29 protein-coding genes are annotated in these 22,139 nt (G+C 29.5%); 11 read left to right on the top strand and 18 right to left on the bottom strand.

Features of this window, described 5'->3' with window-relative positions:
• Positions 1 to 69: 69 nt before the first annotated feature.
• Positions 70 to 435: a histidine triad nucleotide-binding protein gene (locus tag SR63_RS03805; RefSeq protein ID WP_147498365.1), complete on the top strand. Its 366-nt coding sequence runs from the start codon at positions 70 to 72 to the stop codon at positions 433 to 435.
• Between the two features lie 29 nt (positions 436 to 464).
• Here SR63_RS03805 and SR63_RS03810 read toward each other — a convergent pair whose 3' ends face one another.
• Positions 465 to 1,034 (bottom strand): DJ-1 family glyoxalase III, encoded by a 570-nt coding sequence (locus SR63_RS03810; RefSeq protein ID WP_002865916.1) that lies wholly within the window; start codon positions 1,032 to 1,034, stop codon positions 465 to 467.
• Positions 1,027 to 1,206, bottom strand: a complete 180-nt coding sequence (locus SR63_RS03815) for a hypothetical protein (protein ID WP_011812746.1) — start codon at positions 1,204 to 1,206, stop codon at positions 1,027 to 1,029. Before SR63_RS03815 ends, SR63_RS03810 begins: the two co-directional genes overlap by 8 nt.
• Positions 1,207 to 1,288: 82 nt before the next feature.
• Here SR63_RS03815 and SR63_RS03820 point away from each other — a divergent pair, with 82 nt between their 5' ends.
• Together SR63_RS03820 and SR63_RS03825 are read left to right on the top strand one after the other, a co-directional pair.
• Positions 1,289 to 2,032 (top strand): amino acid ABC transporter permease, encoded by a 744-nt coding sequence (locus tag SR63_RS03820; protein ID WP_002865915.1) that lies wholly within the window; start codon positions 1,289 to 1,291, stop codon positions 2,030 to 2,032.
• The gene (locus tag SR63_RS03825; RefSeq protein WP_002877347.1) at positions 2,025 to 2,753 is read left to right on the top strand and encodes an amino acid ABC transporter ATP-binding protein; all 729 of its coding nucleotides are present in this window, start codon (positions 2,025 to 2,027) and stop codon (positions 2,751 to 2,753) included. The genes SR63_RS03820 and SR63_RS03825 overlap by 8 nt, the downstream gene beginning before the upstream one ends.
• A 27-nt stretch (positions 2,754 to 2,780) precedes the next feature.
• Here SR63_RS03825 and SR63_RS03830 read toward each other — a convergent pair whose 3' ends face one another.
• From SR63_RS03830 to SR63_RS03845, 4 genes are all read right to left on the bottom strand, one after another.
• Positions 2,781 to 4,247 carry an alanine/glycine:cation symporter family protein gene (locus SR63_RS03830; RefSeq protein ID WP_002865337.1) on the bottom strand — a complete coding sequence of 489 codons (1,467 nt, stop codon included), beginning with the start codon at positions 4,245 to 4,247 and terminating at the stop codon, positions 2,781 to 2,783.
• 103 nt (positions 4,248 to 4,350) lie between these two features.
• Positions 4,351 to 4,818, bottom strand: coding sequence for a tRNA (cytidine(34)-2'-O)-methyltransferase (locus SR63_RS03835; RefSeq protein WP_002865912.1), 468 nt, complete (start codon positions 4,816 to 4,818; stop codon positions 4,351 to 4,353).
• Between the two features lie 2 nt (positions 4,819 to 4,820).
• Positions 4,821 to 5,807 (bottom strand): alanine racemase, encoded by a 987-nt coding sequence (locus SR63_RS03840; protein ID WP_002865911.1) that lies wholly within the window; start codon positions 5,805 to 5,807, stop codon positions 4,821 to 4,823.
• Positions 5,808 to 6,785, bottom strand: a complete 978-nt coding sequence (locus SR63_RS03845; RefSeq protein ID WP_002856863.1) for a murein L,D-transpeptidase family protein — start codon at positions 6,783 to 6,785, stop codon at positions 5,808 to 5,810. It lies immediately after the preceding gene.
• A gap of 156 nt (positions 6,786 to 6,941) precedes the next feature.
• Between SR63_RS03845 and SR63_RS03850 the strand changes: the two genes are divergently transcribed.
• From SR63_RS03850 to SR63_RS03865, 4 genes are all read left to right on the top strand, one after another.
• Entirely contained in the window at positions 6,942 to 7,412 is a 471-nt protein-coding gene (locus SR63_RS03850) for a hypothetical protein (protein WP_002867455.1), read from the top strand.
• 85 nt (positions 7,413 to 7,497) lie between these two features.
• Positions 7,498 to 7,917, top strand: coding sequence for a copper chaperone PCu(A)C (locus SR63_RS03855; RefSeq protein ID WP_002856967.1), 420 nt, complete (start codon positions 7,498 to 7,500; stop codon positions 7,915 to 7,917).
• 3 nt (positions 7,918 to 7,920) lie between these two features.
• Entirely contained in the window at positions 7,921 to 8,373 is a 453-nt protein-coding gene (locus SR63_RS03860) for a hypothetical protein (protein ID WP_002865908.1), read from the top strand.
• Entirely contained in the window at positions 8,370 to 8,930 is a 561-nt protein-coding gene (locus SR63_RS03865) for an SCO family protein (protein ID WP_002865907.1), read from the top strand. The genes SR63_RS03860 and SR63_RS03865 overlap by 4 nt, the downstream gene beginning before the upstream one ends.
• A 6-nt stretch (positions 8,931 to 8,936) precedes the next feature.
• Here the strand turns inward: SR63_RS03865 and cysM are convergent, their stop codons facing one another.
• From cysM to ciaB, 3 genes are all read right to left on the bottom strand, one after another.
• Complete coding sequence (gene cysM, locus SR63_RS03870; protein WP_002877147.1) at positions 8,937 to 9,836, bottom strand: cysteine synthase B; 900 nt, start codon at positions 9,834 to 9,836, stop codon at positions 8,937 to 8,939.
• A gap of 126 nt (positions 9,837 to 9,962) precedes the next feature.
• The gene (locus tag SR63_RS03875; protein ID WP_002859562.1) at positions 9,963 to 10,259 is read right to left on the bottom strand and encodes an HU family DNA-binding protein; all 297 of its coding nucleotides are present in this window, start codon (positions 10,257 to 10,259) and stop codon (positions 9,963 to 9,965) included.
• 101 nt (positions 10,260 to 10,360) lie between these two features.
• On the bottom strand, positions 10,361 to 12,193 hold the full coding sequence (ciaB, locus tag SR63_RS03880) for an invasion protein CiaB (RefSeq protein ID WP_002865905.1): 1,833 nt from the start codon (positions 12,191 to 12,193) through the stop codon (positions 10,361 to 10,363).
• Between the two features lie 61 nt (positions 12,194 to 12,254).
• Between ciaB and SR63_RS03885 the strand changes: the two genes are divergently transcribed.
• Positions 12,255 to 12,668, top strand: coding sequence for an acyl-CoA thioesterase (locus SR63_RS03885; protein WP_002853544.1), 414 nt, complete (start codon positions 12,255 to 12,257; stop codon positions 12,666 to 12,668).
• Between the two features lie 39 nt (positions 12,669 to 12,707).
• Here SR63_RS03885 and kcuS read toward each other — a convergent pair whose 3' ends face one another.
• From kcuS to SR63_RS03930, 9 genes are all read right to left on the bottom strand, one after another.
• Positions 12,708 to 12,905, bottom strand: coding sequence for a KCU-star family selenoprotein (gene kcuS, locus SR63_RS03890; protein WP_002867452.1), 198 nt, complete (start codon positions 12,903 to 12,905; stop codon positions 12,708 to 12,710).
• The gene (locus SR63_RS03895) at positions 12,886 to 14,997 is read right to left on the bottom strand and encodes a carbon starvation CstA family protein (RefSeq protein ID WP_002865904.1); all 2,112 of its coding nucleotides are present in this window, start codon (positions 14,995 to 14,997) and stop codon (positions 12,886 to 12,888) included. The genes kcuS and SR63_RS03895 overlap by 20 nt, the downstream gene beginning before the upstream one ends.
• Before the next feature lie 166 nt (positions 14,998 to 15,163).
• On the bottom strand, positions 15,164 to 16,093 hold the full coding sequence (locus tag SR63_RS03900) for a ribose-phosphate pyrophosphokinase (RefSeq protein ID WP_002856539.1): 930 nt from the start codon (positions 16,091 to 16,093) through the stop codon (positions 15,164 to 15,166).
• A 107-nt stretch (positions 16,094 to 16,200) separates the two neighbouring features.
• Positions 16,201 to 16,860 carry an amino acid ABC transporter permease gene (locus SR63_RS03905; RefSeq protein ID WP_002853290.1) on the bottom strand — a complete coding sequence of 220 codons (660 nt, stop codon included), beginning with the start codon at positions 16,858 to 16,860 and terminating at the stop codon, positions 16,201 to 16,203.
• A 10-nt stretch (positions 16,861 to 16,870) separates the two neighbouring features.
• Positions 16,871 to 17,623, bottom strand: coding sequence for an amino acid ABC transporter permease (locus SR63_RS03910; protein ID WP_002853332.1), 753 nt, complete (start codon positions 17,621 to 17,623; stop codon positions 16,871 to 16,873).
• Between the two features lies 1 nt (position 17,624).
• Complete coding sequence (gene peb1A, locus SR63_RS03915; protein WP_002865903.1) at positions 17,625 to 18,404, bottom strand: bifunctional adhesin/ABC transporter aspartate/glutamate-binding protein PEB1a; 780 nt, start codon at positions 18,402 to 18,404, stop codon at positions 17,625 to 17,627.
• Positions 18,405 to 18,425: 21 nt separating this feature from the next.
• Entirely contained in the window at positions 18,426 to 19,154 is a 729-nt protein-coding gene (locus SR63_RS03920; RefSeq protein WP_002865902.1) for an amino acid ABC transporter ATP-binding protein, read from the bottom strand.
• A gap of 135 nt (positions 19,155 to 19,289) precedes the next feature.
• Positions 19,290 to 20,078 carry a CheR family methyltransferase gene (locus SR63_RS03925; RefSeq protein ID WP_002865901.1) on the bottom strand — a complete coding sequence of 263 codons (789 nt, stop codon included), beginning with the start codon at positions 20,076 to 20,078 and terminating at the stop codon, positions 19,290 to 19,292.
• Positions 20,079 to 20,093: 15 nt separating this feature from the next.
• Entirely contained in the window at positions 20,094 to 20,648 is a 555-nt protein-coding gene (locus SR63_RS03930; protein ID WP_002865900.1) for a CheB methylesterase domain-containing protein, read from the bottom strand.
• A gap of 165 nt (positions 20,649 to 20,813) precedes the next feature.
• On the opposite strand from SR63_RS03930, the gene rpiB reads away from it, so the two are divergent.
• From rpiB to apt, 3 genes are read left to right on the top strand one after another with little or no spacing between them, the layout of a single operon-like run.
• Positions 20,814 to 21,251 carry a ribose 5-phosphate isomerase B gene (gene rpiB / locus SR63_RS03935; protein WP_002856024.1) on the top strand — a complete coding sequence of 146 codons (438 nt, stop codon included), beginning with the start codon at positions 20,814 to 20,816 and terminating at the stop codon, positions 21,249 to 21,251.
• Positions 21,251 to 21,583, top strand: a complete 333-nt coding sequence (locus SR63_RS03940) for a membrane protein (protein ID WP_002853247.1) — start codon at positions 21,251 to 21,253, stop codon at positions 21,581 to 21,583. Before rpiB ends, SR63_RS03940 begins: the two co-directional genes overlap by 1 nt.
• On the top strand, positions 21,580 to 22,128 hold the full coding sequence (gene apt / locus SR63_RS03945; RefSeq protein WP_002865899.1) for an adenine phosphoribosyltransferase: 549 nt from the start codon (positions 21,580 to 21,582) through the stop codon (positions 22,126 to 22,128). The genes SR63_RS03940 and apt overlap by 4 nt, the downstream gene beginning before the upstream one ends.
• Positions 22,129 to 22,139: the final 11 nt, after the last annotated feature.

Here is a 22,139-nt window from a genome sequence, read left to right on the forward strand (position 1 = left end):
TAAATTCAGCATAAAAACCAAACTTTAAAGATATAATTGTATCAAACCAACAATAAAAAAGGATAAATAATGCAAAAAAAAACAATTTTTGAACTCATAGTTGAAGGTAAACTTCCATGCAATAAAGTGCTTGAAAGTGACGATTTTCTAGCATTTCATGATATTGCACCCAAAGCACCCATACATATACTTATAATCCCTAAAAAACACTTTAAAGACTTTCAAGAATTTGATCCTGAACTTATGGCCAAAATGACAAGTTTCATACAAGAATTAGCTGTTCTTTTAGGCGTAGATAAAAGTGGATATCGCTTGGTAACAAACTGTGGAAAAAATAGTGGACAAGAAGTTTTTCATTTGCATTTTCATATGCTTGGAGGTTTTGAACTACCTAAGGAAAAAACAAAAAAAGAAAATCCTCAAGCTTTATTTTAATTTAAATGGTAGAAAAACTACCATTTAAACTATTTTGTCAAAGGTAGCAACATTCCCTCATATAATTTTTGATAAATTTCATCACCGCATAACTTTTTAGCTAGTTCTAAACCAAAAAGAATTGCCGTAGCTGGACCTGCTGAAGTTATAACATTTTTATTTACAACTACAGCCTTGTTAACACGATTTCCATTAAGTCCAACTTCACAACTAGGATAGCAAGCAAACTCACCCTCTAAAACACCTGCTTCATTTAAGACTATAGGAGAAGCACAGATTGCGGCAACAATTTTATTTTTGCTATGAAGTTGTTTAATGATATTTAAAATAACATTTGAATTCTTAAGATTCATCATACCTTCAAAGCCACCCGCCAAAGCAATGGCATCTAAATTTTCTATATCAACATCCTCTATAGAACAATCTGCTTTTATACTAATGTCGTTAGCACCTTTTACTAATAACTCACTGTTTAACGAAGCTATAACAACTTCCAAATCTGGATTTAATTCTCTTGCTCGTTTTAAAACATCCGCAATTCCTATAAATTCAGCTTCCTCAAAACCTTGAGCCAATGGAATTAATACTTTTTTACTCATTTTGTTCTCCTTTTTTATATTTTTTAAATCTTTCTTCTCTTTCTTTGTTTTTTTGCATCATTTGACGATTAAAACCTATGACCAAAACAATCATTAAAAACACAAAAATAACTATTAGAATGAAATCTAAAATTTCCATAAATACAACCTTATTTTTGGGAAATTCTAACACATTTTTTTAAATCTTTAGAGAAAATTCAAAGATATTTCTATAAAATCTTTTTTTAAATAATTTCTCTGAAAAGGTTTACAAATTGAATCAGAAAAATATAAGAATTTTTGTTTTTTTTGTTATTATTATTTTATGGGGCTATTTTTCTTTCCCGATAGAAATATTAAAAATTCAAGATCCTAGTGGAGTTGTAAGCTATGGCTATACAGAAAATGCAAAAGCTTATTTAAAAAGCTATCTTATTACGCTTTTATTAACTGCTTGTGCTGTTATTATCGGAGTGATTATTGGTTTTAGCTTAGCTATTTTACGCTTCTCTAAATTTAAAACACTTAATTTTATTATAGATGAATATATAGACATTATACGAGGAACACCGGTAATTTTACAATTGATGATTTTTGCTTTTGTAATTTTTACTTTTATAGATAACCTTTATGCAGCCATTCTTGCACTAGGACTTAATAGCTCGGCTTATATAGCAGAAATTGTAAGAAGCGGCATTAATAGTGTAGATAAAGGACAAATGGAAGCTGCAAGAGCAATGGGACTTGATTACAAAACTTCAATGAAAGAAATTATTCTTCCTCAGGCTACTAAAAACATTCTACCTGCATTAGCTAATGAATTTATTTCTTTATTTAAGGAAACTTCTGTTGTAGGATTTATTAGTGTTATTGATATTACCATGCAAAGTCAAAGCTTGCAAGCCGTACTTTACAATCCAAAACCTATTATTTTCACTGGACTTGTTTATTACGTAAGTGTAAAAATTTTTAGCTATTTTGCAAAAAAACTTGAACTTAGGATGAATAAAAATGATTGAAGTTAAAAATTTACAAAAAAAATATGGAGAATTAGAAGTTTTAAAAAATATTAACACTACAATCTCAAAAGGCGATGTAATAGCTATCATAGGTCCAAGTGGAGGAGGAAAAAGTACATTTTTACGCTGCATCAATCGCTTAGAACCAGCTGATAGTGGGGAAATTTTAATCAATAAGCAAAACATACTTGATAAAGAAATTGATATTAATAAGATCAGGCAAAAAGTTAGCATGGTATTTCAGCATTTTAATCTTTTTGCTAATAAAAATGTTATGGAAAATTTATGTTTAACACCCATTAAAACAGGAATTTTAAGTCAAGAAGAAGCCATAAAAAAAGCAAAAATACTTCTTGCTAAGGTGGGTTTAGCAGACAAAGAAAATATAATGCCCCATAAGCTCTCTGGCGGACAAAAACAACGCATAGCTATTGCTAGAAGCTTGATGATGAATCCTGATGTTATTTTATTTGATGAGCCTACTTCAGCTCTAGATCCTGAAATGATAGGCGAGGTTCTAAGCATTATGAAAGATGTTGCAAAAGAAGGTTTAACTATGCTTGTAGTAACTCATGAAATGGGCTTTGCTAGAAATGTTGCCAATCGTATATTTTTTATGGATAAAGGAAAAATTGCTGTTGATGCAAGCCCTAAAGAAGTATTTGAAAATCCTAGTAATGAAAGATTGAGAGAATTTTTAAACAAGGTTTTAAATCATTAATTCATAAGCCATTAAGGCTTATGAATTTTAATCCCAACATTCAGCGTTTTTAATTCCAAGTTTGCTAGCGTTAAATTTAGGATCTATACCAGATTTTTGTTGCGTATTAAAATCTTTTAAAACTTTATTTACTATACCACCTAAAAGCAATAAAGATATAATATTTGTCGTTGCCATGAAAGCCATAGTCAAATCAGCCAAATTCCAAGCAAGTTTTAAATTCATTTGCGAGCCTATAAAAATCATAGCCACAGCTGTAATTCTAAACAAATTCATTACAAATTTGGAATTTGTTAAATATTTAACATTAGCTTGAGCATAATAATAATTTCCTATTAAAGAAGTTATTGCAAAAAGAACAATAGCTATAGTAATAAAATGGATTCCAAAGCTACCATAATACTCACGCATAGCTTCTTGAACTAAAGGCATTCCACCATCGATTTTACTTTCTCCAAGTCCTAAATATGCCATAGAAAAAAGAACCAAAAATCCAGAACTTGTACAAACAACAACATCAATCAAAACTGAAAAGGCTTGTATAACACCTTGTTTGGCTGGATGACTTGTCAAAGCTGCTGCAGCTGCATTAGGTGCCGAGCCCATACCCGCTTCATTTGAAAAAAGTCCTCTTTTAATCCCTATAACTAAAGCAGAACCAGCAAAACCACCAAAAATCGCTTTAAAATCAAAAGCACTTTGTAAAATCATATGAACCACAGAAGGAATTTTATCAAAATTCATTAAAACAGCAATCACAGCAAGTAAAACATAAGCTAAAGCCATAAAAGGAACAATTAAAGAACTAATTTTACCTATTTTAGTATGGTGAGAAAAAAACATCCATGCACCAAAAATAGTTAAAACAATACCAATAATCATTGGCCAAGAGCTTGATGCAAAATCTACAGCAGCATTTGGATTAAACATATCATAATAAACTTTAAAAGACGAAGTCATTGTTTGACTTTGAAGTCCGTTAAATCCATAAGCATAAGTAATAATAAGAATAAAAGCAAAAAAAGCTCCAAAAAAATGTGAGCCTAAGGCTTTTTTTATATAATAAGCTGGACCACCTTTAAACCCGCCTGTATCATCTTTTGATTTATAAACTTGAGCTAAGGTGCTTTCAGCAAATGCTGAAGCACCACCAAAAAATGCCATAACCCACATCCAAAATAAAGCACCAGCTCCACCTGTAGCCAATGCCAAAGAAATTCCAGCGATATTTCCTATACCAACTCTAGAAGCAGTTGAGATCATCAATGCCTGAAAAGGTGAAATATGTTCTTTAGTGTGTCCTTCGTTTTTTTCTGTAAGAATTTTAAATACAGAACTCAACATACGAAACTGAACAAAGCGAGTTAAAAAACTATAATAAAGCCCACAAACAATAAGTAAAACTACCATAATAATGTCTGTATTTGGGACAATCTTATTAGCTATAATATCAGACGCTTTATTGGCAAAATCTAGCATAATATCTAAATTCATCCAAACTCCTCAAAAAATAATCTAAATTTTACTTTAACATAATTTTTATAAAAAGGACTTTATGATTTTATTTGTTTTAAGTTGTTGTGTAAATTTGAAACTTTTAAGAAACAAAATTGCTAAAATTTTGTCTTAAAGCTTCATAAGAGATTATACCAACGCTTGTAGCTAAATTTAAACTTCTTCCATAAGATTTCATAGGTATAGTTATAGCATTTTCCCAATTTAATTGCATTAATTCCATAGGTAAGCCATAACTCTCACTTCCAAAGAATAAGAAATCATTTTTCTGAAATTCTGCATCAAAATAAGCTTTTTGACTCTTGGTTGTTGCGAAAAAAAAGCGATTTTTATAAATCATATTTTCATTCAAAAATTCTTCAAGATTCTCCCAAATAATGGGTTCTAATTTATCCCAGTAATCAAGCCCTGCCCTTCTAACAGCCTTTTGAGAAATATCAAAAACAGTTGGTTTAATGATATGAAGTTTAAAACCAGCATTAAAACACATTCTACCTATACTACCTGTATTTTGCGGTATTCTAGGGTGAACTAAAACTATATTAAACATATTTATACTAGAACTCTTTGAATGTTAGGATTTAATTTTACTAAAATTTCATAGTTAATAGTATGAAAAAAATCAGCCCAAATATCAGCATCTTTAAACACGCAAATTTCCTCACCAGAATTTTCACAAGAAAAACTATCCATTGACATCTTTCCAAGCATTACTTTTCCATTTCCAAGCACCAACTCCCCTTTTCCATTGTAACGGAAAAGACCATCAGCATAACCCAAATCATAAGTTGCTACTTCCATATCCTTTGCAGCAGTAAAAATGCCTCCATATCCTATACTCTGTCCTTTTTGCAAAATCCTTTGACTTAATCTATGAGCATACAAGCTTAAAACTCTTTTTAAATTTGAATCCCCATATCCAAATTGAACAAGCCCAACTCTACAATATTCATCTTCGGGAATTTTCCCTCTAAATAATGCTGCAGAATTATGCGAATGAAATAATAAATTTGAAAAATATTTTTTTACTATCTTTTTAGCTTTTTGAAAATTTTCTTTTTGAACAAAAAAACTTCCATCCATTTCATCTGCACTAGCAAAATGTGTAAACATTCCAGTAAGTTTTAAATCACTACTTCGAATAAGATCTATAGCATGTTCTAAATTTTCTACACAAATTCCATTGCGATGCATGCCTGTATCTATTTTTAGATGTATTTTTATATCTTGCTTGTATTTTTTTACTTGGGAAATATCATTTAAAGCATAAATAAATCGAGAATTTTCATTACCATGAGGACGATGTGATAGTATTAATATATTCTCAAAAAATTCTTCGATTTCTTGAGCTTCTTCTTCACTCTTAACAGCAACAAAAGAAACTCCTAAATTTTTGGCTAATGGAGCTAAAAGCTTAGCTCCATGTCCATATGCATTATCTTTAAAAACGCAAATTAATCTTTGAAAACTCCCTATTTTTTTAGCAATATGTCTTAAATTATATTCATAAGCTTTTTGATCAATTTTTATTAAAGACATTTATTGCTCTGCTAAAATTTTCATTTTACCTTTACTATCTATCTTAACGTATAAAATTTTATCGCCTCTAAACTGATAGTTTTTAGTGTAATAATCCTCATAAAATGAAATTCTATACATAGTTTCATTTTCTAAATTCGGATAAGGGCTGATATTAATATCTGAAAATTTAATCTTTTTATCTTCTTTACGAGAAAAAATAGATTTTTTCATGGAAGCAAACTGTTCAAATTTCATTTTATCAAAACGTTTAAATTCTTGCTCATCATAAAAACTTAAATAGGTATTAGTGTCACTATTTGTCCAAGCTAGTTTCCATGTAAAAAGATCAGCCAATAAACTAGCTATTTGATCCTTTTTAGCTCTAATTTTTTCTTTTTCTTCTGTCATAACAAAAACTTTTTTATCTTGTACAACTTGTGCAAATTTCTCTAAATTATTATTAAATAAAGCAATACACCCTCTTGTTTTAAATTCATCAAGTCTAGAACCATCTAAAGGATAGCCATGGATCCAAATACCACCACCTGTTTTTCCTTGTACTTTATCAAGTAAATTTGGATAAGTTGTGGCAAAAGCAAAGGGACCATAATAAGGATCACCTGGATTAAACTTACGGCCTAACTCATAAAAACCTACTGGCGTTTTCAAATCTCCTTCTATTTTTTTATCGCCCATTAATCCAGTTATTATTTCTTTTTGTTCAAAATCTTTTCTTATTTTTCCGTCCTCATAAGAATAAACACGGAGAATTTTATCTGTTTTATTTGTAAGCACGATAGCAACATTATCATCATAATATCCAAGTGAAATATTTTTATCTCCTATTTCACTTAACCAAAAATCCTTTTGAGTTAATTCTTTTTCAATCGCTACACCAACAGCATCTAACCCTTGATTAAGATAAATTTTAACAAGATCTGAGGCATGTAACATCAATGAAGAAAGTGTAATTAATAAAGCAAGTCGTTTTAACAATGTTTTTCCTTAGGTATTTCAAAATTTTTTAAGTCAAAAATGTTTGTGATTATAATATTTTTTTTCTTAAAAAATATTAATTATATTAACAATGCGGCCTTATTTATGATATAATTTTTATAAATCATAAAGGCTTGTTTTAAAAGGTTGTCTATAATGATAAGAAATTTTTTTATAGGAATGTCTTTTTTAGGCATTTTGTTTTTAGCTTTTTATGCATTATATGATAAAAAGAAAGAAAGTGTATTTAGCTTAAATACATGCCAACCTCTAACTTGTGACTTAAATTTACAAGATTGTGTTTTTTCTTTTAATAAAAAAAATATTGAAGTTTCAGCCTACCCAAAACCTATAAAAATTTTCAATAAAACTACTATAAAAATTAAAAATTTTCCTCATTATTCTAATTTAAAGATTAAAATTTATAGTTTAAATTCCTATATAGGCGATATCATTCCTAAATTTAATATAGTTAATGGTGATATTCTTATAAATTTTATAGGTAGAAGCATTACCGATGATTCTAGATTTAGGGTTGAATTTTTAAACAATAATGCTCCAACTGGTTTTTTCTTTGATTTTGATGTTACTATGCAAAAAAATTTTCAAACAGGTAACACACATTGAAAAATTTTCAAAATTTTATATTCAAATAAAAATATTTTTTGATATAATGAACAAATATTTAATATTATAAAAATAAGGATACAATATGAAAAAAATTCTTCTCTTAGGTGCTCTTTTTGCTGTAAATCTTTGGGCTGTTAATGATATAGAGGTAAAAAATGCCTTTGTAAAACAAACTCCACCTCATGCACAAAATAGTGCTATTTTTCTTACCATTTTTAATAATACTGATAAGGATATTGCTCTAATAAGTGCCAAAAGCGATATCAGTGAAGTCAGTGAACTGCATACACATATACATAAAGATGGAAAAATGATGATGCAAAAAATTCCTGAAATTATTATAAAAGCTCATTCAAGCACAGAGCTTAAATCAGGAGGTTATCATATAATGCTTTTAAAACTAAAAAAACCTATTATTAAAGACACGAAGGTAAATTTAGATTTAAAATTTAATAATCATAAAATCATAGAGTTAAAAAATATTGATTCTAAAGAATTTTAATTAATGAGAAAAATTATTTTTATCCTAGCTTTTGCTTTTGTTATTGTTATTTTATATATTATTTTTGATTTTTATATAATAAAAGATTCTAAAAAAATAACAAAAGCTGATTTTTCTACCCCATTGACTTGCGATCTTAATGTTAAAGACTGCACATATAGTTTTAATAATAAAGAAGTCTTAATTTCCCTAAATCCCAAACCCTTACAATCTTTAGATGTTACAAATCTAAAGATTGTAAATCTAGGAAATTATAACAACTTAGGAATTAAAATTTATGGATTAAATATGTATATGGGTGAAATTAAACCTAAAATACATCGATTAAATTCAACAGACTATGAAAGTAAAATAGTTCTTGCTGCTTGCGTTTTAGATACTATGCGTTTTAGGGTAGAATTTATGGATAATAATAAACCCATAGGGTTTTATTTTGATTTTGAGCTAAAAAAATGAAAAAAAATATTATTTTGTTTATAGTTATAGTTGCCATTATTTTAGGTGTAATATTTTTTATTAAAAATCATCAAAATTCTTATGATTTTATCTTAAAATCAGACTTAAAAGAGGAAACCACCCTAAAAGATTTTAAAGGAGATAAGCTTATTATCTATTTTGGATACACTTATTGCCCTGATGTTTGTCCAGCAACTCTTAGTTTAGCAGGCAAAGCCTTAAAGCAAATCAATAATCCTAAGGCTCACCTTCTTTTTATTTCTTTAGATCCAAATAGAGATAATAACTTAAGCAATACAAACGAATGGTTACGATACTTTTATCCAAAAGCAGATGCTTTAATTGCAAAAGATGAAAAAACTCTTCAAAAAATAACAAAACAATATAATGTTCAATATCAAAAAATAGATCTAAATGATTCTTTTATGGGTTATTCTATAACACATAGCAATATGCTTTATCTTATTGATGAAAAAGGTCATTTTTATAAAGAAATTAGCGATTTAAATCCACAAGAAATTTTAAGAGAACTTAGAATTTTTCTAAATTCTCAATAATTATACTTAAGCAAAAAGATCAGTTGAGAGGTATCTTTCAGCCGTATCGTTTAGCATAGTTAAAATTCTTTTATCTGGAAATTTCTTTGCTAGCATACTTGCGGCAAATACATTTGCTCCACTTGATATACCTACCATTAAACCACTTTTGGCAAGTTCTTTGGCTGTATTTATAGCATCTTCATTACTTACCGTGATCACTTCATCTATAATTTCTTTATTTAAAATAGCAGGTATAAAATTCGCCCCTATTCCTTGTATTTTATGGCTTCCCGCTTCACCTTTGCTAAGCAATGGAGAATTTAGAGGCTCGACTCCAACAATATGCACTTTTTCTAATTTTTCTTTTAGTATTTCCCCAACTCCACTAATAGTACCGCCAGTTCCAAAACCAGCTACAAAAATATCAAGTTCATTATCCAAATCTCTTAAAATTTCTAAAGCCGTATTCTTACGATGCGCATTTTTATTTGAAATATTTTCAAATTGAGAAACCATAAAAGAATTTGGAGTATTTAATAATATTTCATTTGCTTTATCAACCGCTCCTTTCATTCCTAAATTTACAGGAGTTAATTCTAACCTAGCGCCAAAGAGTGTTATCATTTTTCTTCTTTCTAAACTCATAGATTCAGGCATTACAGCAATAAATTTAAGTCCCAAATCTGCACAAATCATAGCCAAAGAAATTCCAGTATTTCCACTAGTTGCTTCAACTATTGTAGTATCTTGATTAATTTTTTTACTATCTAAAGCATCTTTAATCATTTCAAAAGCTGCTCTATCTTTTATAGAATGACTAGGATTTAAAAATTCACATTTAGCAAAAACATTGATACCAAATTTTTTCAAATGTATAATAGGAGTATTTCCTATAAGCTCACTTACTTTTTCATGTACTTTCATAATTTTAATATCCTTTTTTGTTTAATAATGATAGTTTTATAAAAGTTTAAAAAAATAAAGTAAATAAAAGATACAAAATATCTGAATTAATTAAGAAAGAAGGCTAGAATTTATCTAGCCGAAGTTTTATTTTTTCTTTTTGCCGCTTGCTTTTGCAACAGCTTCTTTAAGGTTTTTACCTACCTTAAATTTTGCAACTCTTGTGGCAGGAACTTTGATTGTTTTTCCTGTGCTTGGTACTCTAGCTTCTCTAGCAGCTCTTTCTTGAGTTGAAAAAGTACCAAAACCAATAAAACTAATGCTATCACCTTTAGCCAAAACATCAGTAATAGTAGAAATAACTGCATCAGTAGCAGTAGTAGCGTCTTTTTTTGTTAGCCCAGCTGTTTGAGCAACTAATGAAATGAAATCTGCTTTAGTCATAAAAGCTCCTTTGTTTTAATTGAAACGCCTAATTTTAGCATATTTAAAAAACAATATCAAGTAAAAAACAGCTTTTTTTAAGTTTTTTTCAAAAAACTTTATTATTTTTTCTTATATCTTTCAAATTCTCCGCTATTATCAATTTCATTGCCAATTTTCTCGTATAAATCATAATAAAATTTAACAAATTCTTTACACTTAGGCATAATAGGAAGAAAAATATTATCTTTAATTTCACAAAATCTACTTAAAAACTCTTTTGCATCAAGTCTTAAAGCATAGTGTTTTGCTAATTCATGATAATTTTTTAAAGTTAGTTCTTTAAATTTTTCATAATGCCCTAAATCAAAATTTATCTTCAAATTATTATTTTCAAAAATCAATACTTCACTTTCAAAAAGCAAACTAAGATGAATAAGTCCTTCTGTATAATAAGGTCTAACTTCATCAACCCTTTGCCAAGAAATAAGTCCAATAGCTCTTTTTATAAGTTCATGAAAAACAGGCATTATCAAGTCATCTTGTTCATGATAAAAGAAATTTATAAGTCCACCTGTAGTAGCTTTATATTCTTCTATATTTTTAAAAAAACCACTCTGATTCATTGTTTTTTCGGTATCATTAGCAATAAAAAATATATGACCAAATTCATGGCCTATAGTTGATACCTCATAAACCCTTTTCCAAATTTTTTCCTGATAAAATAAAATATTTCTTCCAAAATCCAAAAATTCTTTATCAAAAACCTCGCTAGAAATTTTCATAAAAGGCTTTGTTTTAGCATTTTCATATACAAAATTTATAAAGGCAAATATTTTTTTGCCCGCCTTAGAACTTACAAACTCATCATTTGGAACGACTTGAGCTGAGAATAAACCTTTAAGTTCAGCACCATAAAATATCATCGGAGTGCAAATATAAAGTTGAGTTTTTTCTATATTAGATAAAACTTCTTTTTCTAATTCACAATCTTCAAGTCCTATATTTTTATAAACATGTTCAAAACTTTCCTTAATTTCACTACCAAATTTCAAAACATCAAAATCATTTTCATCTTCTATTCTTATATCCCATTCTAATGCCACCGCATGAGTATAATTATCTTCATAATATTCTAAAGGATGTCCCACTTGTAAAGGTGATTTTACTTTCATCCAAGCAAATTCAGCTTCTTGCCAAGCTTTTATAACCCTATCTTCATCTTTTTCACAAAACGCTAATTTTAATTTTTCAAAATATTCTATATAAGCTTTTTCCTCTTCGCTGCTAGCAAATATTTTAAGCTGATCAATCATATTTTCAAAAGCAAATTCTAATTTTAAAATTTCATTCTCGAAAAATCTCGCATAAGGAACAAATTTCCATAAATTTCCTATTCTAACTAAAACACCATAGCTTCGCTCACAAATTTCTCCTTCTGGAGTTTTTTGATATAAATGATTTTTACGTAAAAATTCCATTGCATCATCTAAATTTGGAAATTGAGTAGATAAAATTTTATTATTTTTTTCTATAATTTCTTTAGTCCAAGAAATTTCAAAAATATTCATAATTAAACCTATATTATGCACTCCTTGTATTAAGGACTGATAAAAATTATTTAAAAGCTTTTTCTCTTTTATTTCATTAATTAAATTTTGATGTTCTTTTTCATAAAACTTTCTAACCTCTTCATAGAACTTATGTTTTAACTCTATAATCTTATCTTCCTTAAAGTTGTTTTTTTTCCACTCTTGAACTAAATTTTCTTCTTTTAAATCAATCAAACGCCTAAGTATGGCTAGCATAGTTGTTTTATCTTGTTTTAACTCACTTAAAGAAATCAAAGATCTAAAATACTCGCCCACATCTTCTTTGTCTAAAAACTCATATAATGCATTATTTCTTTCTTTGTATTTTCTAACCAATTTAGCTATTTCTTTAAAATTATTCATACTTTTATTCTCCTTTTTAACTTTTTTAATTATAATTCATTTTTTAAAATAAGGAGTAAAAATGAGAGATATGGGAGAACCAAAATTAAAAATTGTAGCTATGCCAAGTGACACAAATCCAGCAGGAAATATTTTTGGCGGATGGATACTTTCACAAATCGATTTAGCAGGAGCTATCGCAGCAAGAGAACTTTCTCCTGAACGCGTTGTAACCATCTCTATGGATAAAGTAGTTTTTAAAGAACCTGTTTTTATAGGCGATATAATTTCTTGTTACTCTAAAGTTGTAAATGTGGGCAACACTTCAATCAGCGTTGAAGTAGAAGTCACAGCTCAAAGAGTGGATTCTCAAGGTTGTACTTCTTGCATTAATGTAACTTCGGCTTTAGTAACTTATGTAAGTGTTACAAGAGATGGAAAGAAAAAGCCTATTAGTGAAGAACTTAAAAGAATTCATGGCTTTTTAAATGCTTAAAGCTTATTTTGTATGATAAAACTTTATCCTTTAAGCTTATCAGCATTTATTTAAACCGCCGCTATTATATTTTTTATCTAGACATTCTTTGAAAAATTCCCCTCTGGTTTTTGGAATTTTTCCTGGATGTTTTTGTTTCATGTGTTCTAAATACTTATCATAACTAGAAAGTCCCACCAAGGGATGAAAAAACCTTTCGGCTTTTTCATAATAATACTTAAATTTTTTGAAATTCATCAATCTTAATATACTTAGTTTCTTTAAGAGGAATTTTAATTTTACCTAAGCAAATTCCTATACAAGAAATTATAACAAGCAAGGTAGCTATCATAAAGAACACACAAAGAATTGCATTAAGTAAATTTCCAACTTTATTTTGAGTGGCTATTGAAATTTCTTTTTTAATTGTAGAAATTTCTTTTTCATCTTTAGTATTATTTAATTTAAATTCTAAATCTTTAATTTTTTGACTTTGTATGCTAACGGCGGCTACATGACTTACCGCATTTGCTACTTTATTGCCTTCTTCATAAGGCATAATTTTTTGAATTCCTCCATACAGAGTTGCCACTAAGACAAATACCGCAGGTACTAAAGTAACCCAAGTATATCTTGCCTTGCCCATTTTTACAAGTATAGTTGTAGCAAGAAGCAAAGCCATACCCGCAAGCATTTGATTACTCACGCCAAAAAGAGGCCAAAGCGTATAAATTCCTCCCTTAGGATCAATGGCACCTTGATAAAGAAAATATCCCCAACCTGCAACACTTAAAGCCGTAGCCAAAAGTCCAGCTGGATAATTATGAATATCTCCTAAAGGTTTATAAACATTACCCAATATATCTTGCACCATAAAACGACAAGCCCTTGTCCCAGCATCCACCGCTGTTAAAATAAATAAAGCTTCAAACAATATAGCAAAATGATACCAAAAAGCCATCAAATCCACGCCGCCAAAAAGTTCATGCAAGATCAAAGCTACACCTATAGCAAAAGTTGGAGCTCCACCTGTTCTTGAAAGTATAGTATGCTCTCCTATATTTGTGGTTAAAGTAGTAATTTCTTCAGGAGTAATACTAAATCCCCAACTTGAAATGGTTTGTGCTACATTTACAACATCTGTTCCTATCAAAGCAGAGCTTGAGTTTATAGCAAAATAAAGACCTGGATGTAAAATACAAGCACAAATTAAAGCCATAATCGCCACAGCGCTTTCAGCAAGCATAGAGCCATATCCAACAGCCAAAGCATGAGTTTCGTTTTCAAGCATTTTAGGAGTAGTTCCACTAGAAATCAAAGCATGAAAACCGCTGATCGCACCACAAGCAATGGTAATAAATAAAAATGGAAACACTCCACCTGCAAATACTGGACCTGTTCCATCAAAATACTGAGTATTTGCTTTTGGCATTTGTAAATCAGGAGCAACCAAAACAATAGCTACAGCCATTACCACAATAACACCGATTTTCAAAAAAGTTGAAAGATAATCTCTTGGAGCAAGTAAAAACCACACAGGTAAAACAGAAGCAATAAAACCATAAGCCATCATAACAATTGCCAAAGTTGGAGCTTCTAAAGTAAATATTTTAGCCCAATAAGGATCAGCAGCTATAACACTACCATAATGAATAGCCAAAATTAAAAGCACAAAACCTATTATAGAAGCCTCCCCTACTCTACCTGGACGGATAAAACGCATATAAATTCCCATAAATATTGCTATAGGAATAGTCATTGCGATAGTAAATAAACCCCATGGAGATTCTGCTAAAGCTTTTACAACCACCATAGCTAAAATGGCAATAATAATAAGCATAATGCCAAAAATCGCCACCATAGCAACTCCACCTGTAAATTTACCCATCTCATCCTTAATCATCTCGCCAAGACTTCTACCTTTTCTACGAGTAGATATAAAAAGAACAACAAAATCATGCACAGCACCCGCTAAAACTCCTCCTACTAAAATCCAAAGCATAGAAGGCAAATACCCCATTTGAGCGGCCAAGATAGGTCCTACTAATGGACCTGCTCCTGCAATAGCAGCAAAATGATGTCCAAATAATACAGCTTTATTTGTAGGCACAAAATCACGCCCATCATTTTCTACAAGTGCTGGTGTTGCACGATTTTTATCAAGTTCTAAAACCTTATAAGCTACAAAACGCCCATAAAATCTATATCCTATCATATAAATACATACAGCAGCAACCACCAAATAAATCGCTGATACACTTTCGCCATTTTGTAAAGCTAAATAACCAAAACAAATAGCGCCTAAAGTTGCAACAAACAACCATAAAATTTTAGTACTTAACTGAGTCATATTTCTCCTAAGAAAATAAAATATTTTCAAAGAATAGCAGATTTATAGATTAAATTGTATAGAAAGATGTTTAGTTTTTTCACATTTTTAAAAAAATATATGTTTTTTGTTTCTTTAAGTAGCATAAAAATGAAAAGCTTAAAAATAATCTTTAAGCTTTTTTAATCTAAATAAAGAGAGAATTTACACTTTCGTTATGATAAACACGACGTATTACTTCAGCAAAAACAGGTGTAACGCTTAATACTTTAATATTTGGTAATTGCTCTTTTAAAGGTATAGTATCTGTTACCACAAGCTCATCTAAAGCTCCACTTGCTATTCTCTCATAGGCTTTTCCACTTAAAACTGCATGAGTACAGCAAGCCATAACAGATTTTGCACCTTTTTCTTTTAAAGCTTCCGCGGCTTTAACTATAGTGCCAGCAGTATCAATAATATCATCCACTAAGATAACTTCTTTATCTTTTACATCTCCAATGATATTCATTACTTCACTTTCATTGGCTTTTTCACGACGCTTATCAACTATAACTATATCAAGTCCTAAATGCTTTGCAACACTCCTAGCTCTTGCAACACCCCCTATATCTGGACTTCCTATAATAGCATTTTTAAAATGTTTGGCTTTAATGTAATCATTAAAAACTATACTTCCATAAAGATTATCTACTGGAATATCAAAAAAACCCTGAATTTGTCCTGCATGCAAATCTATCGTAGCTACGCGATCAATCCCAGCTGCTTGAATCAAATTAGCCACAAGTTTAGCAGTAATTGGCACTCTAGGATTTGCTTTTCTATCTTGTCTCGCATAGCCAAAATATGGGATAATAGCCGTAATTGAATTTGCACTTGAGCGACGCAAAGCATCTGTAAGAATTAAAAGTTCCATTAAATTATCGTTTGTAGGAGCGCAAGTACTTTGAATAATAAAAACATCCTTTCCGCGTACACTCTCATCAATTTGAACACTAATCTCTCCATCACTAAACCGCTTTACTCCAGCATCACTTAAAGGCAGGGAGAGATATTTAGAAACTTGTCTTGCAAATTCGACATTAGCTGAGCCTGAAAAAATTTTATAACCTCGCATAAAAAACCTTAATCAATAAAATTATGAATTAATACAAAAGATTTTAATAAAAAAAATGTTAAAAACTGCTGTAAATTTAAAAAGCTTATATAAAAATATAAGCTTTTTTAAGAAATGTAAGCTGTCTTTTTGGCATAATATCTTACCAACATAGAAAGTGAAAAACATATTATAAAATAAATTCCCGCAACAACACCTATCATCGCTAAAATTTCTTCAAAACTTGTTAGTTTTGCCAATATAGTTTTTGAATTATAAGTAAGTTCAGCTATACCTAAACCCGCTAAATAAGCTGTATCCTTTACAGTGGTTACAATTTGAGATAATAAAGCAGGTATTATTTTTCTAAAAGTTTGTGGTAAAATAATATAAAAAAGAGTAAAAAATTTACCAAAACCTTGAGAATAAGCTGCTTCAAACTGACCTTTTGGTATAGAATTTAATCCACCTCTAATAATTTCAGCCATAACCGAACTCGTATAAAGTGAAAATCCTATAGTACCCCAAAAAGCTTGAGGAAATTGTCCAAAAAATACAGGTAGAACAAAACAAGCTGCAAGCATCCATAATAATAAAGGAGTATTTCTAAAAATATCTATATAGCAAGCTGCTAAAAATTTACTTAATCTATCCCCATAATTTTTAGTTATAGCTAAAAAAGTTCCAAAAACAATCGAAATAATACAAGTTGCTAAGGCTATTTTTAATGTCAGAAATAAACCTTGCATTAAAAATTCAATATTTTGTGCATTAAAAACATTTTCCATTAACAATCCTTTATCTCGTTAAATGTGCTTTTTTTAATTTATTTTCATAAGCCTTTGCAAAATAAGCCAAAGGATAACAAATTATAAAATATAAAACCGCTGCAAATATATAAGCTGGCGCATAATTTCCATAATCAGCTGCATAGCTATCAGCAGAATGCATTAACTCAGCTCCACCTACAATAAGCAATACAGAGGTATTTTTGATTAAATTTACCATTTGATTTGTCATCGGTGGTAAAATAATTCTAATGGTTTGAGGTACTATAATATAACGCATTTGTTGAATATAAGTAAACCCTTGAGAAGCAGAAGCTTCAAACTGACCTCTTGGCACAGCCAAAATTCCACTTCTAACCACCTCGCTTACATAAGCTCCGTGATAAGCTCCAACACCCAATACACCAATAGTAAATATATCAAGTCTTATACCTAAAACAGGCAAGGCATAAAACAAAAAGAAAATTTGTATTACCAAAGGAACATTTTGAAAAAGCTCTACGTAAATTCTAGTGTAGGCTCTGATAATTTTAAATCTACTTGTAGCCATAACTCCGCCTATAGTTCCAAAAATTGTAGCTATAAGCAAAGCAAGAATGCTTACTTCTAAAGTATAAATAAAACCATTAATAAAAGCATCTTTATTATCCAAAGCATCTAAAAATTTCCATACCGCAAAAGGGCTTATACTATTTTCATCATATAAACCCCAAGAAGTAAGAATTTGTCTTAAATGTTCAACAAAACCTACACTTTCATTCATATTATAAACCCCATTTTTTCGCTAAAGCATCAATTTCATTTTTATGTTCTTTTACAAAATCATCAACATATTTTGCAAAAGCTGGATCATCTTTTTTGGTTACAATACCATAACTTTGTGGTTCAAAACTATCTGGCAAAATTTCACTTTTATCATCCACATAGCCTAACAATATTGATTTGTCTACAGAAAACGCATCAACTCTTTTAGCATCTAAAGCAGCTTTTATACTTGGATAATCAGGAAATTCACTAAATTTAACATCAATACCAATTTTTTTAGCAGCTTCACCTATAGCTTTTTTTGTAGTTGCAGCTTGAGCCACTCCAATGTTTGCACCTTTCATATCAGCTAAAGATTTATAATTTTTTTCTTTTAAGACTAAAAGCCCTATAGCATCTTGATAATAAGGCTCTGAGAAATTATAAATTCTTTTTCTCTCTGGAGTAATAGTAAAAGTTGCTATCACTGCATCTACACTACCATTATCAAGCAAAGGGCCTCTTGTTTTAGCATTAACTGCAACTAGTTTTATTTTTTTATCATCACCCAATATACTTTTAGCTAGCAATTTAGCAACATCTACTTCGAAACCTTTAATTTCACCTGTTGCTTGATCAAGTAAAGCATAATGCGGAACATCATTTTTAACACCAACTATTAATTGTCCTTTAGATTTAATAGACTCAAGTTTACCTTCTGCTGCATTAGCATTGCTAAATGCAACACAAGCACCTAGAGCAAAAACTGCCAACTTTAACAAAGATTTTCTAAAAACCATTTTTTCTCCTTTCAATTTTGGTTAATTTTTAAGAATTTTCCCTAAAAAGAGTCGCGCTCTTTCAGTTTTTGGATTTGAGAAAAATTCACTAGGAATATTTTCTTCCACAATAGCACCATCTTCCATAAAAATAATCCTATCTGCTACTTCTTTTGCAAAACCCATTTCGTGTGTAACAACCACCATGGTAGTATTGCTTTGATGTGAAATTTCTTTCATTACATCTAAAACCTCTTGTATGGTTTCTGGATCAAGGGCTGAAGTAGGTTCATCAAATAAAATATAGGGTTTTTTAGTACAAAGTGATCTTGCTATAGCAACGCGTTGTTGTTGTCCGCCTGAAAGGGTTGCTGGATAAACATTTGCTTTATCCACTAAACCTACGACTTTTAAATACTTAAAAGCTGTTTCTTCAGCTTCTTTTTTAGATTTTTTTTGAAGTTTCATTGGAGCTAAGGTCAAATTTTGCAAAACCGTCATATGTGGATATAAATTAAAATGCTGAAAAACCATTGCACAATATTTTCGACAAATTTCAATTTTATTTTTATGATTTAAAACAAGATTGTTAACTACGACCTCGCCTGAACTAACTTCTTCAAGCCCATTCATGCAACGGATAGTTGTACTTTTTCCACTTCCACTTGGACCTATAATAACAAGCTTCTCACCTTCTTTAACAGAAAGATTAATATTCTTTAGAACATGATGAGTTCCGTAGTATTTGTTTACATTTTTTAATTCAATCAAGTTTTTTCCTTTATTTTTAACTAAATATAAAATTAATTAAAATTATTTTATCATTAAATAAAGAAAACTACTTCAAAATGTAACTTATTTTTACTAATAAATTTCTAAAGTGTAACTTTTAGTAATTTTTAGAATTTATACTTTTTCATAGTAAACACCTCTTGGAGAGAAAATCTTTTTAAAATAAATAGTCTCTGGAATTAAATCAGCATTGCCAACATAAAGCCTTCCTTTATCATTTAAAATTCTATGAAATCTCTCCATAAGTTTTAGTTTTGATTCATGATCAAAATAAATAATCATATTTCTAGAAGCTATAATATCAAATTTTCCCAATCTTGAAAATTTTTCTTCAAAAACATTGCAAAGTTCAAATTTACAAGTACAAAGCTCATTTTTATTAATAGTATAAAATTTATCTTCGCTTTCTAAAAAAAACCTTCTTTTTTCACTCTCGCTCAATCGCTGTAAAGTTCTTCCTTGATATTTTCCAAGTTTTGCTTTTTCAATCACGCTTGAATTAATATCAATGCCTAAAATATACATATCTTTAATAAAATTCTGTGCAGCCAATAATGCCAAAGAATATACCTCTTCTCCACTTGAACAAGGGGCACTTAGGATATTTACTCTCTTTTCTAAGCTTTTGGCATAATAAATTATTTCTTTCAATTGAGCCAATTCTCTTAAAAAATAAGTTTCACCTATGGTTACAAAATCTAAAGTTTCTTGTTTAAGTTGTCTATTGCTTTTTAATTTTCCCAAAAATTCGGAAAAATTTTTAGTATTAGTTCCTTCAAGAAATTTATTCAACTTTAAAGCTAGTATATTTTTTTTATCGGTTAAATCAATACCGCTCATTTCGTTGATAATTTTTATAAATTCATTAAGTTCTAATTCGCTAGGAGTTATTTTTTTTTCCATGCAATTTTCCTTTTATTAATCCTGATCAATAAAATTTACAATTTCTTTTTTAATTTCTTTTAAGCTCATAGGTTTTAAATGCGGATTCATATCTTTTGCTCTTTTTGGCATACCATAAACGACACTATCTGCTTCATTCTCGCATAAACATCTAACTCCTGTTTTATAAAGCTCAAATAAACCTTTTGCACCATCATCTCCCATGCCCGTTAAAATAATAGCAAGTATTTTATTTGTTTTTACCAAAGAAACAGCGGAATGAAAAAGTAAATCCACACTCGGTTTAAAGCTTGAAGCCACATCTTGCCAAGCGGCTACAATATTTAAATTTCCAGATAAAATAGTATTTTTAGGGCAAATATAAATTTTATTGCTTAATATCTCTTTATCATTCAATAAGCACACTTCACTAAAAGCTTCTTTATTAAATTGCCCCACAAAAGATGGAATAAAACTGGCACTCATGTGTTGAGCTATAACTACACAAGTATTTTTTATATCAATATCCTTTAAAAGAAATTTAAGCTGATTAGGACCACCTGTTGAAGATCCTATGAGTATGAGCTTCATTTTCTTCTCCCCTTAATTTATTGAAATTTTATTTTTCTTGTCACGTAATTCTAACATATATAAAGAAAAATAAAGCTTATTTTTAAAAAAAGAAAAGCTGTTTTTATGATTTAATATGATAAGATTAGGTTTTTATCTTATTTTATATAGTAATGTAGGAAACCAATGCTTAGGGAAAAAATTTATATTGCTAGTGATCATGCTGGTTTTGAATTAAAAGAAAAAATTTGCGTATTTTTAAAAGAAAAAAATATAATTTTTAACGATTTAGGAACAAACACTTGCGCAAGCTGCGATTATCCTGATTATGCACATTTACTTGCCGAAAAAATAGACGAACGAAGCTTTGGCATTCTTATTTGTGGAAGTGGAATTGGAATTTCTATTGCAGCAAATCGTCATAAAAACATTCGTTGTGCATTATGTCATGAAAGCTTAAGTGCAGAACTTGCAAGAAGGCATAATGATGCCAATGTTTTGGCATTAGGCGGAAGATTAATCGGGGTTGAATTAGCTATAGATATTATAGAAAAATTCATTCAAACTCCTTTTGAAGAAGGGAGACATATGCAAAGAATTCAAAAAATTGAGGTAAAAATATAATGTTTACAAACTGGCTTGTTTTAACTATATTGATTTGTGCAACTATCTATCTTATTGTAATGTTGTTTTACTATAAAACTCTACTTAATAAAGAAAAAACATCAAAAGATTTTATCAAAAACAATCTTGATGATACTGAGATTGTCATTAGAAAACTACAAATTCAACTTCAAAGAAGTCTTGGAAATATAGATATACTCACAGAAGAACTTAATAAAATCAAAGCAGACCTTACATCTTTAAGAACTAGAAATTCTCAATATCGTTTGGAAAATGACAAACTAAGACAAAGAATTAAAGAATTAGAAGCAAAAATCGAGGCATTATTATGATAAAACTAACACAAGAAGAACAAAAATACCTGCTTGATAGCATTAGAATTATTCCTGATTTTCCAAAAAAAGGAATTATCTTTAGAGATATTACCACTCTACTAAATAACAAAGAGGCTTTAAATTTTCTACTTAAACATTTAAAAGAACGCTACAAAGATTACAATCTAGACTTCATAGCAGGAACAGAAAGCAGAGGATTTATCTTTGCATCTATGATTTGTGCAAAACTTAATCTTCCTTTTGTGCCTATTAGAAAACCTGGAAAACTCCCTTTTGAAACCTTTAGCTGCGAATACGATCTTGAATATGGCAGCGATAAAGTAGAACTTCATAAAGATGCATTTAAAAATATTCAAAATGCAAGAGTTTTACTTGTAGATGATTTAATAGCAACTGGCGGAACAGCTATAGCTTCATATGAACTCATTCAAAAAGCTGGAGCAAAATGTGTTGAAGCTTGTTTTTTAATGAATCTTAAAGATTTAAATGGAGCAAATAAACTTGAAAAACTTACTTCAGTTTATAGTGTTTTAGAAATTTAAAACTATAGAAA

It is taken from the genome of Campylobacter sp. 2014D-0259, assembly GCF_008000505.1.
Taxonomy (GTDB): Bacteria; Campylobacterota; Campylobacteria; order Campylobacterales; family Campylobacteraceae; genus Campylobacter_D; species Campylobacter_D jejuni.